This is a genomic window from Bacteroides sp. Marseille-P8574 (assembly GCF_902825465.1).
Lineage (GTDB): Bacteria > Bacteroidota > Bacteroidia > Bacteroidales > Bacteroidaceae > Bacteroides > Bacteroides uniformis.
Map to the genome: position 1 here is coordinate 2,353,237 of NZ_CADEBE010000001.1, position 11,799 is coordinate 2,365,035.

Consider the following 11,799-nt stretch of genomic DNA (forward strand, 5'->3'; position numbering starts at 1 on the left):
ATTTATTATTCTGAAATATTATGTATTTGATTTGTTATTATGTAAATTATTTTGTAATTACGCGTTAATATATATTAATTGTAGGTTATTTATTAATTAAATACTTTATTAAGTCTTGCAAATATAATAAATATATCTATATTTGCAGCGTGATAATTGAATAATAACAATTAATATCTAAAACAATGAAAAACATAATTGATTTTTTATCTTAAAAAAGTGTATTCGATAGGTTTAATATATAATGGTTGATCTTAATTTTATTAATAATGAAAACACGCAGGGATTTTTTAAAGAGGACCGCTTTGTTCGGTGCGTCTGCATTCATGGCCCCTTCATTGTTGGGGCGAGAGGGTGATGGGGATTGCTTCTTTTCTCAAGAGTCTGCCTCTTCCATGCTAGTTCCCATGGGCGATGCACTTAAAATTACCGGCACGTTCTTGGATGAGATATCCCATGATATTCCCCATCAGAATTGGGGGGAAAGGGAATGGGATCAGGATTTCCGGTATATGCAGAGTATTGGAATTGACACGGTCATAATGATCCGGTCGGGTTATCGCAAATTCATTACTTATCCTTCGGCGCATTTGCTGGGCAAAGGGTGTTATATGCCTTCCGTCGATTTGTTGGACATGTTCCTTCGGCTGGCGGGGAAATATCACATGAAGTTCTATTTTGGTTTATATGATTCGGGCAAGTACTGGGATACCGGTGACCTTTCGTGGGAGGTTGAGGATAACAAGTATGTGATTGATGAGGTGTGGAGCAGGTACGGTGAGAAGTACAAGAGTTTCGGCGGATGGTATATCAGTGGTGAGATAAGCCGTAAGACGAAGGGTGCCATTGATGCCTTTCATGCGATGGGCAAACAATGCAAGGATGTCTCCGGCGGTTTGCCGACTTTTATTTCTCCGTGGATTGACGGGAAAAAGGCCGTGATGGGTACAGATAAGTTGACAAAGGAGGATGCGGTTTCTGTTCAGGAGCATGAAAGGGAGTGGAATGAAATTTTCGATGGCATTCATGATGTGGTTGACGCCTGTGCTTTTCAGGACGGACATATCGATTACGATGAACTGGATGCTTTCTTTACGGTGAACAAAAAGCTGGCTGATAAGTATGGCATGAAATGTTGGACAAACGCTGAAACCTTTGATCGTGACATGCCCATCGACTTTTTGCCTATTAAGTTTGACAAGTTACGGATGAAGCTGGAGGCTGCCAAGCGAGCCGGTTATGACAAGGCCATCACTTTTGAGTTTTCTCATTTTATGAGTCCCCAATCAGCATATTTGCAGGCAGGACACTTGTATAATAGGTATAAGGAATATTTCAATATTAAGTGATTATGAATTTTATGCTCAGATTGTTTTGCAGTTGTTGTCTGTTCTTGGTTGTCTCAATCATGCAGGCTGCAATTTATCCAGATCCCGTTGAAGGCGTGGTGACTTGTAAAGGCAAAGGGCTTGCTGGTGTTGTGGTGACAGATGGTTTTGACGTGGTGCTGACTGATGCTCAGGGCCGTTATGAGTTGCCGCGCAACCGGGATGCTCGGTTTGTATATCTTTCCACGCCTGCAGGTTATCTGCCGCAAGAGGGTGGTGGGCATATCGCTTTCTTTTTCCCGCTTAAGAAAGGCCGTTTAAAGTATGATTTTGAATTGAAGAGGAATCTGAAAGATGATATGAAGCATGTGTTTATGGTACAGACTGATGTGCAAGTCAGCTGTCAGGAGCATTTAGACAGTTATCGTTCTTATGTAGGTAAGGCACGAGCCTTTATGGAAAAGTATGCCAAGGAGCGTGATGCCTTCGTGTTGGATTGTGGTGACATTGTGGGTAATACTCCTGGTTTATACCCAGATTACATTCAAGTGTCTGGCGGTCTGGGATTGCCTGTTTACCGTATCATAGGAAATCATGATATGGAAATGGGTGTACGTTCTTTTGAACATTCATACAAGACCTATGAGGACTATTTTGGTCCCATTTATTATTCTTTCAATCGTGGAAAGGCACATTATATTATACTAGACAATTGTTTTTATATCAATAGGGATTATCGTTATATAGGTTACATTGATGAACGTACACTGCAATGGATAGAGAAAGATTTGGCTTTGGTGCCGAAAGATCATCTGGTATTTGTAATGATGCATATTCCTTCCAGCACTACCAAGGACATCAAGTTCAATGCCTTGCTACCCGACGAGACAAGCAATGCCAATAGTCTGTATGATTTGCTGAAAGACCATGAGGCACACCTCATTACCGGACATACCCATGTGAACGGTAACGTGGTGTTCAACGACCGGTTAATGGAACACAATACAGCTGCTGTATGTGCAGGTTTTTGGAAATCCATGCTTTGTTCTGACGGTACCCCCCAAGGCTTTGGACTTTATGAGGTAGATGGTAATCAGGTGAAGTGGCACTACAAAGCGGTAGATTATCCGCTGGAATACCAGTTTCAGGCTTATGCTCCGGGTAGTTCGAAAGAGTTTCCCGAAGAAGTGCTGGCCAATGTCTGGAATTGGGATGAGCAGTGGAAGGTAGAGTGGTTCGAGAATGGTACTTGTATGGGTGAGATGACCCGTTGTAAAGGTTTGGATCCGGCTGCTGTAGAAGCTTTTTCCGATCGTGAAAAGATGGGTGCACTCTGGGTGAATGCTTTTCCTACCAATCATTTGTTTAAGGCTGTTCCTAAAGATAAAAAGGCTCGCATAGAAGTACTGGTGACCGATCGCTTCGGTACTGTTTATAAGCAACTTGTAAAAGAATAATTTGAATTTAATCGATAAATTTTATACTATGAAATCTTCGGTCAATATTGGTTATGTAGTTTTCTTGTCTGTTGTGGCTGCTTTGGGAGGATTTCTTTTCGGATATGATACAGCAGTCATTTCCGGTACCATTGCCAAGGTAACCGCTCAGTTTAATTTAGATACCATGTCGCAAGGGTGGTATGTGGGCTGTGCGTTGATAGGTTCCATTGTAGGAGTGCTCTTTGCTGGTATTTTAAGTGACAAGCTTGGTCGTAAACGTACCATGATTCTGTCGGCCATACTCTTTTCCATGTCTGCTATCGGTTGTGCGGTATGTGCAGATTTCAATCAGTTGGTGGTTTACCGTATTGTCGGAGGTGTAGGTATCGGTGTGGTTTCCATTGTATCCCCTCTTTATATATCCGAGGTGTCGGTAGCTCAGTATCGTGGACGCTTGGTATCACTTTATCAATTAGCGGTTACCATTGGCTTTTTAGGAGCTTATCTAATGAATTATCAGTTGCTTATGTATGCTGAGACCCATGCAGGAGCTGCCGATAGCTGGTTTAACTGGATTTTTGTGAATGAAGTATGGAGAGGAATGTTGGGAATGGAGACTTTGCCTGCTTTGCTGTTCTTTGCCATTGTCTTTTTTATTCCGGAAAGTCCGCGTTGGCTGATTGTCCGCAATCGTGAAGAACGTGCGGTCAATATTTTGGAGCACATTTACAGCTCTTCCAAAGAAGCGTTGGTGCAATTGAACGAAACGAAGTCTGTTCTTACTTCCGAAACCCAATCAGAGTGGTCCTTGCTTTTGTCGCCGGGTATTATGAAAGCCGTTATTATTGGTGTATGTATAGCCATCCTCGGACAGTTTATGGGAGTGAATGCAGTCTTGTATTATGGTCCTTCCATCTTTGAAGGGGCTGGCCTTTCCGGTGGCGATTCCTTGTTCTATCAGGTGTTGGTGGGGCTAGTCAATACCCTGACTACTGTACTGGCTCTTGCCATTATTGATAAAGTGGGTCGTAAGAAATTGGTGTATTACGGTGTTTCAGGCATGATTCTTTCATTGGTATTGATAGGCTTTTATTTTATTGCCGGAGAATCATGGGGCATTTCAAGCCTATTCCTGCTAGTTTTCTTTTTGTTCTATGTGTTTTGCTGTGCGGTTTCCATTTGCGCAGTCGTGTTTGTATTGCTTTCCGAAATGTATCCAATCCGGGTGCGTGGACTGGCCATGTCCATTGCCGGTTTTGCATTGTGGATAGGTACATACTTGATTGGGCAGCTTACCCCCTGGATGCTCCAAAATCTTACCCCCGCCGGAACATTCTTCCTGTTTGCTGCCATGTGTATTCCCTACATGCTGATAGTTTGGAAACTGGTGCCGGAGACCACCGGAAAATCATTGGAAGAGATTGAACGTTATTGGATGAAAACAAAAAATTGACCTTAATAATAGATATGATGAAAATTAGAAAAATTTTATTGAGTGGTTGTTTGGTGGCAACTTTATGCTCATGTGGTGGTTCTCAAAACGAGAATTTGAATCTTACTCTATCAAAAGATGCTCTGTTTGATAAAGTAAAAGGTGCTTGGGCCGGTCAGGTTATCGGCTGTACGTATGGAGGTCCTACAGAGTTCCGCTATCTGTCTACTATGATTCCGGATTCGATAGTGATGCCTTGGGGACCGGGTGAAATTAAAAAATGGTACGATGGTGGTGGCGGCCTTTATGACGATGTATATGTCGACTTGACTTTTGTGGAGACTTTTGAAAGATGCGGTTTGGATGCTCCGGCCGATTCTTTTGCCACAGCCTTTTTGGCTAAAGAATACCCTTTGTGTCATGCCAATCAGATGGCCCGTTACAATCTTCTTCATGGCTTGACTCCTCCCGCCAGCGGGCATTGGAAAAATAATCCCCATGCCAATTGTCTGGATTTTCAGATTGAAGCGGATTTTGCAGGTATCATGGCTCCAGGTATGGTAAATAGTGCTACTGAAATTTGCGATCGTGTAGGACACATCATGGCGTATGGCGATGGCTGGTATGGTGGTGTATATGTAGCAGCCATGTACTCTTTGGCTTATGTGAGCGATGATGTTGAGTATGTTGTGACGGAGGCGTTGAGGTCTATTCCTCGGGAAAGTCGTTTTCATGCATGCATGGCTGATGTTATAAATTGGCATAAACAGTATCCAGAGGATTGGAAAAAATGTTGGGAAGAAATAGAGAAAAAATGGGGATCCAATGATATTGCTTGTCCAGATGGGGTTGAGATGCCTTTCAATATTGAGACTTATGTGAACGGTGCATATATCATTTTAGGGCTTCTCTACGGGCAGGGTGACTTTGAGAAGACGATTGATATTTCTACACGTGCCGGTCAGGATTCAGATTGTAATCCGGCTTCTTCCGGGGGAATTTTGGGAACAATGATTGGGTATAATCGCATTCCTGAGAAATTCAGAAAAGAGCTGACTGTAGTCGAAGATATTCCTTTCAATAATACAGTGAGCTTTAATAAAGGATGTGAATTGAGTTTTGGGCACGCTTTACAAATGATAGAAAAAAACGGTGGAAAAGTTGGAAGCGATGAGGTGACTATCTGTTTTCAAGAACTGGAACCTGCACAATTGGAGATTAGCTTCGAAGGCTTGAAAGTTGATAAAAAAGTGGTAGTGGAGAATTGGATTGCTAATTTCCCGACCTTCGAATTTGAAGGTGTGGGGGCTGTCATTAAAGGTGAATTGAAAGGTGAGAATGTGCCCGAAGATTACGTTGCTGAACTGGAAGTGTATTTCAATGATAGATTGATTGAGGTATGCAAGCTTCCGCTGAAGTATAATCACCGTAAGCATGAGTTGTTCTTTAATTATGTACAGTCTTATGGCAAATATACCGTGACTTGTAAATGGGTAAACCCCGTTGAAGGAGCAGATATTTGGGTAAGAGATGTAATTTCTTATACAACAGATAAATAATGTGAATGTAAAGGGCTGGTTTAGATGCATGCCGGATAAAAAACGTTCCCAGCCCTATTTAAAAAAGAATGAAGATGATGGATTTTAAGAAATTGGCGAATCAGTATAAGGACGAACTTATGAATAATGTTCTTCCTTTTTGGTTGAATCATTCCCAAGACACCGAATACGGTGGCTATTTTACTTGTCTGGATCGGGAGGGGAATGTTTTCGACACGGATAAATTTATCTGGCTGCAAGGCCGGGAAGTATGGATGTTCTCCATACTTTACAATAGGGTGGAGAAGCGTCAGGAGTGGCTTGATTGTGCCATTCAGGGTGGTGAGTTCTTGAAGAAATACGGGCACGATGGGAATTACAACTGGTATTTTTCATTGGACCGTGCAGGACATCCGTTGGTAGAGCCTTATAATATCTTTTCATACACTTTTGCAACGATGGCATTCGGGCAACTGAGTTTGGCCACCGGAAATCAAGAGTATGCAGATATAGCTAAAAAGACTTTTGACATTGTTTTGTCGAAAGTTGATAATCCGAAAGGAAAATGGAATAAGCTTCATCCGGGAACAAGAGATCTTAAAGGCTTTGCTTTGCCTATGATTCTATGTAACTTGGCATTAGAAATTGAGCATTTGCTTGACGAGGATTTTTTGGTGGAAACAATGGATACGTGCATCCACGAGGTGATGGAGGTGTTCTTGCGTCCGGAACTTGGAGGACTTATTGTTGAGAACCTAAATGGTGACAATAGTTTGGTAGACTGTTTTGAAGGACGTCAGGTTACTCCGGGGCATGCTATTGAAGCCATGTGGTTTATCATGGATTTAGGTAAGCGGTTGAAACGCCCGGAATTGATAATGAAGGCTAAGAACACGGCTTTGAAGATGTTGGAATATGGTTGGGATAATGAATTTGGCGGTATCTATTATTTCATGGATTGCAAGGGATGCCCCCCCCAGCAATTAGAGTGGGATCAGAAACTTTGGTGGGTGCATATAGAGACGCTGATTTCATTGCTTAAAGGTTATCGGTTGACCGGAGACGAAAAATGTTTGGAATGGTTTGAAAAAGTACATGGTTATGTATGGACGCATTTTAAGGATCAAGAACATCCGGAATGGTTTGGCTATCTGAATCGTAGAGGTGAAGTTCTGCTATCTTTGAAGGGTGGTAAATGGAAAGGATGCTTTCATGTTCCCAGAGGACTTTATCAATGCTGGAAGACCTTGGAAGAGATCGTTTGGGATAAGCAATAATGAAAACTAACTCAATTGTTCGATTTTAAATTCTAGTTAAAATGAAAAACAAGTATTTTTGTTGGCTATTCTTATTATTCACTTTGGTAAGTTTAGGTGCAAGTGCCCAAGTGAAGGTAGAGGGTAGTGTATTCGACGAGATGGATAATCCGTTGATAGGTGTATCTGTTTTTACAGAGAATCGCAAGACTGGTGCAGTGACAGATGTGGATGGTCATTTCACGATTACTGTGCCCAATACTAAAGTGTCGTTAATCTTTTCTTATGTGGGATATACTACTCAAAAGATTGCTCTGAAAGATAGAAAGCTTTTGAAAGTGGTTTTGAAAGAGGATTCCGAATTGTTGGATGAAGTGGTGGTGGTAGGCTATGGTACACAGAAAAAAATCAGTGTAACAGGTTCTATTGCTCAGGTTGGTAATAAAGAATTGAAAAAAGCTCCGAGTGGAACTCTTTCTAATATGTTGGCTGGTCGTCTGCCGGGTTTGATTACTAAACAGAGCAGTGGTCAGCCGGGTCAAGATGGTTCTAGTCTGTATATTCGTGGTGAAGGTGCTGGTGATGGTAGTGCGTTGGTAGTAGTGGATGGAGTGATTCAGGATTATTTCCCAAATTTCAATGCCGATGAGGTAGAATCAGTTACTATTTTGAAGGATGCTACTGCGGCTGCTGTGTATGGTGTGCGTGCAGCTGCTGGTGTTATTTTGGTTACTACTAAGCGTGGTTCTATCCAGAAACCTACTGTAACTTTGAATTCATCGGTTACATTGAGTCAAAACACTAGCTTCCCGAAGTTCTTGAATGGTCCAGATTATGCCTATTGGTACAACAAGGCTCAGTTGATGGATGGAGTAGCTGAAGAAAACCTGCGCTTTTCTCCGGAAGATATAGAACGTATCACGAATCCTGGCCCGGATGAAGAAATTTATGGTAATACCGATTGGTTTGATATGCTTTTCAAAAATGTGGCTCCTACTTATACAAATACTGTATCTGTTTCAGGCGGTAATGAACGTGTTAGGTTTTTTGCTTCTTTGGGTGCGTTCAATCAAGAAGGCGTTGTGAAGAATACTTCTTATGATAAGTATAACTTTCGTTCTAATATTGATGCCAAAGTAACAGAAAATTTGGATTTTTCATTGAACTTATCTGGTTTTGTTGATGATCAACGTTCTCCAGGTGCTTCTGTAGAGCCAAATGCATATGCAGGTGTTTTTGTGCAAGCTATGTTGTCTTATCCATATTTGAAGCCATATACCAAGGATGGTATGCCTATTGCTAGTTACAATACAGATGGACAAGGAAATAACAATCCGATTGCTGCAAGAGACTTGTCTGGTGAACGTTCAAGTAAGAGTACAAAATTCCAAGGCGATATTTCTTTGAAATATAAATTACCTTTAAAAGGTCTTACAGCTAAATTGGATGCTGCGTTTTTGAAGAGTCATTCAATGACTAAAGCCACTATGACACCGTACGATGTTTTCTCATGGAATCAAACTACGCATCAAGGTAAAGTGGAAAAAGGTCGGATTTGTTCAATGGCATCTGTCTCACATTGGTATGGTTCACAACAGCGCTACACTATCAGACCTACTCTTGAGTATAATAATAAATTTGGCAAGCATGAAGTATCAGGTTTGTTCTTGTATGAATTTGCACGGGAAGATTATGAAGGAATTTCTGCAGGTAGAGAAGACTTTCCCATAACGGATATCATGGATATGAGTTATGGTTCTAAGGTTATTGAAACATTGGTAAAAGGTAGTCATAGTATTGATAAACGCGCAGGCTATGTAATGCGGTTTAATTATGGTTATGATGAGAAGTATTTGTTCGAATTTACAGGTCGTGTCGATGCATCTACAGCTCTTCCAAAACGTAATCGTTGGGGGGTCTTCCCAGCGGCTTCTATTGGATGGCGTGTTTCTCAAGAAGATTTCTTTAAAGAAGCCGTGCCATTTATGGATAATTTGAAGATTCGTGCTTCTATAGGTCGTCTAGGAAGTGACAGTTCTATCGAAAGTACAATGACTTATTTCTCTACAGCTTCATTGTCTGCAGACCCTGTAGTTGTATTTGGAACCAATGCTTTGAAGGATATGGGTATGAGTGGTCCGATTTGTCCGGACTTAAAATGGCAGTTGACTGATACCTATAACTTCGGTATTGAATCTAGCATGTGGAATGGACTGTTAGGGGTTGAGTTTGATGTTTTCTACATGAAAACTACTCGTTCTTTGGAAACGCAGTCAGGCCTCTTTCCACCTTCTTTGGGATCTTTCTATCCTGCTTATATCAATTATGGTTCGCATGATAACCGTGGTTTTGAATTGGTATTGACTCATCACAATAAAATCCGTGATTTTAACTATCATGTAAGAGGTAATTTGTCTTGGGCACGGAATAAAATTCTGAAAGTTACTGAGGATGCTAATATCCCAACTTATAAGCGTCAGACAGGTCAGCGTTTGGGACGGTATTTGGGCTTTGTAGCTGAAGGTTTGTTCCAATCAGAGGAAGAAATTGCTCACAGTGCTGTTTTTGAAGGTTCTACTGATACCAAACCCGGTGATATCAAATTGAAGGATATCAATGGCGATGGTCAGATTACTTGGGATCAAGATATGGTGCCTATTGGTCGTAGCAGTACGCCGGAAATGATGTTTGGCTTGAGCTTAGGTGCTGAATGGAAAGGATTTGATTTTAATATGTTCTGGCAAGGTGCTGCTATGTTCGATGTGAATTTGTGCGGTATTTACGGTAGTGGTGTCCGTGATAATACTTTCTATACAAAGCCGTTTTATGATGATGGTAATACCCCATATTATTTGGTAGAAAATTCTTGGCGGCCTGATAATCCCAATGCAAAATTTCCTCGTTTAGGGATTGCATCGCGTGAAAATGGTGGTAGATTCTCCTCTTGGTGGGTGAAAGATGGTACATATTTGCGTTTGAAATCTTTGCAATTAGGATATACACTTCCTAAAAAACTAACAGAGAAAGCTGGATTTAAAAGTATTCGTGCTTATGTGAGTGGTGGTAACTTGCTTACATTCTGTGGATTGGATTATATGGATCCTGAGATGCCTGGGGTAAACCAAGGGTATTATCCACAACAGCGTACGTATGAATTTGGTTTAAATATTACTTTCTAAAAACTTGATAAGATGAAATCTATAAAGAAAATATTTACGGTATTCGCATCTACTTGTTTGATTTTATCTAGTTGTGATATTGATCCTATACTGACTAAGCAATATCCTTCTGATATTATTTTTGCCAATGAAACAAACTTGAATACCTATATAAATGGTTATTATTCATTGGTGGGTGGATATTATGGCCTAGGTGAAGAGGCTAGTACTGATATATTAAAAGTAAATAATCCTACAGACGATTATAATTCATTTGTTTTTGGATCGATGCCTATAGGAACTACAAGTAATCTTTTTGATACTTGGGAAAATGGTCATACGTGGCAATTGTCTTGTACTCGTTTTTTGGAAAATTTAGCTAAGAATAGTTCTAATTTTTCCAATGATGTACTTATTCAGGCCGAGGCTCAAGTGCGTTTTTTTCGAGCAGTAACTTGCTTTAATTTAGCAAAACGTTATGGTGGACAATACGTTGTCTATAAGCAATTACCAGAATTAGGTGAAAAGAATCATCCTCTTTGTTCTCCAGAAGAAGGTTGGCAGTTCATCTATGATGATTTGAAATTTGCTGCCGATAATTTGCCAACCAAAGAAAAAGTGGAGTTGGGGCGTTTGACTAGCGGAGCTGCATATGGTATGTTGGCACGTGCTATGTTGTATGCAGAGCGGTGGAAAGATGCTTCCGATGCTGCTGCTCAAGTGATGAGTCAAGACTATGAATTGTATGAAGATTATGGTAAGTTATTCAACAATTCTCGTCTGGAACCCGTGAAAAATAAAGAGAGTGTGATCGAATTTGGCTATTTAAAGAATAGATTCACTTATTCTTTTGACTATTATTATTGTCCACCTAGTGATGCTGGGTATGCACAGATTTCCCCGACAGAAGATTTGGTATCTTCTTATCAAATGGCCGATGGTCGTGATTTTGACTGGAATAATCCTGAAATGGCAGCTAATCCGTATGAAGGTCGGGAACCTCGTTTTTATGCCAGTATTCTTTATAATGGTTGTCAATGGAAAGGTGAAACGCTTTACACTTATGAAGGCAGTGTGGACGGTTTTGGCTTAGGCGGTGGTACTACTTGTACCGGCTACTACATGCGTAAGCTGTTGAAAGAAGGAATTCAACCTAAAGGTTGCAGTTTTTCTGATCAGTCTGATTTGACCTACTATTATATGCGTTATGCTGAAGTCTTGTTGATTTACGCAGAAGCAATGGCCATGCAAAATCAATTAGAACCAGCTTTGGATGCTTTGAATCAAGTGAGACGAAGAGCCGGATTTACTAAGGATTTGACGGCTTCAACGAAGATTGAATTCATGAAGCTTCTTCGTCGCGAAAGAATGGTTGAATTAGCTTTCGAGGGTCATCGTTTTTGGGATATTCGTCGTTGGAAACTTGGAACCACTTTGTTGAATGATGTTAATATGCATGGTGTGAGACCTATTAAAGTTGCTGAAAATCAATTTAAGTATGAAGTAGTTGATATTGATGGAGGCAAGAAAAGAGTTTGGTATGACCGATATAACAGATTTCCAATTCCTATTGAGGAGATTCAGCAAAATACGTCTATTCAGCAGTTTGATGAATGGAAGTAATAATAGTAGAGTGTATTAACAGAAA

The 11,799-nt window shown here is 40.7% G+C and carries 7 protein-coding genes; all 7 read left to right on the forward strand.

All coding sequences use genetic code 11. The features are described 5' to 3' along the window. The first annotated feature begins 269 nt into the window (after positions 1-269). Positions 270-1,349, forward strand: a complete 1,080-nt coding sequence (locus HUX74_RS09905) for a DUF4434 domain-containing protein (RefSeq protein ID WP_117713773.1) — start codon at positions 270-272, stop codon at positions 1,347-1,349. Positions 1,350-1,360: 11 nt separating this feature from the next. Next, positions 1,361-2,785: a calcineurin-like phosphoesterase C-terminal domain-containing protein gene (locus HUX74_RS09910; protein WP_172793031.1), complete on the forward strand. Its 1,425-nt coding sequence runs from the start codon at positions 1,361-1,363 to the stop codon at positions 2,783-2,785. Positions 2,786-2,813: 28 nt separating this feature from the next. After that, positions 2,814-4,220: a sugar porter family MFS transporter gene (locus tag HUX74_RS09915; RefSeq protein WP_057281458.1), complete on the forward strand. Its 1,407-nt coding sequence runs from the start codon at positions 2,814-2,816 to the stop codon at positions 4,218-4,220. Between the two features lie 17 nt (positions 4,221-4,237). Further along, a complete protein-coding gene (locus HUX74_RS09920; protein ID WP_057281532.1) occupies positions 4,238-5,758 on the forward strand; it encodes an ADP-ribosylglycohydrolase family protein in 1,521 nt (506 codons plus the stop codon). Between the two features lie 77 nt (positions 5,759-5,835). Then, a complete protein-coding gene (locus tag HUX74_RS09925; protein ID WP_131226426.1) occupies positions 5,836-7,014 on the forward strand; it encodes an AGE family epimerase/isomerase in 1,179 nt (392 codons plus the stop codon). A gap of 41 nt (positions 7,015-7,055) precedes the next feature. After that, the gene (locus HUX74_RS09930) at positions 7,056-10,172 is read left to right on the forward strand and encodes a TonB-dependent receptor (RefSeq protein WP_131225611.1); all 3,117 of its coding nucleotides are present in this window, start codon (positions 7,056-7,058) and stop codon (positions 10,170-10,172) included. A 12-nt stretch (positions 10,173-10,184) separates the two neighbouring features. Then, positions 10,185-11,774: a RagB/SusD family nutrient uptake outer membrane protein gene (locus HUX74_RS09935; RefSeq protein ID WP_131225610.1), complete on the forward strand. Its 1,590-nt coding sequence runs from the start codon at positions 10,185-10,187 to the stop codon at positions 11,772-11,774. Positions 11,775-11,799: the final 25 nt, after the last annotated feature.

What these genes read in the sequence shown, in the direction of transcription:
- HUX74_RS09920 (WP_057281532.1), top strand. Translation starts at nt 4,238, where the DNA reads ATGAAAATTAGAAAAATTTTATTGAGTGGTTGTTTGGTGGCAACTTTA.
- HUX74_RS09910 (WP_172793031.1), top strand. Translation starts at nt 1,361, where the DNA reads ATGCTCAGATTGTTTTGCAGTTGTTGTCTGTTCTTGGTTGTCTCAATC.
- HUX74_RS09930 (WP_131225611.1), top strand. Translation starts at nt 7,056, where the DNA reads ATGAAAAACAAGTATTTTTGTTGGCTATTCTTATTATTCACTTTGGTA.
- HUX74_RS09905 (WP_117713773.1), top strand. Translation starts at nt 270, where the DNA reads ATGAAAACACGCAGGGATTTTTTAAAGAGGACCGCTTTGTTCGGTGCG.
- HUX74_RS09925 (WP_131226426.1), top strand. Translation starts at nt 5,836, where the DNA reads ATGGATTTTAAGAAATTGGCGAATCAGTATAAGGACGAACTTATGAAT.
- HUX74_RS09915 (WP_057281458.1), top strand. Translation starts at nt 2,814, where the DNA reads ATGAAATCTTCGGTCAATATTGGTTATGTAGTTTTCTTGTCTGTTGTG.
- HUX74_RS09935 (WP_131225610.1), top strand. Translation starts at nt 10,185, where the DNA reads ATGAAATCTATAAAGAAAATATTTACGGTATTCGCATCTACTTGTTTG.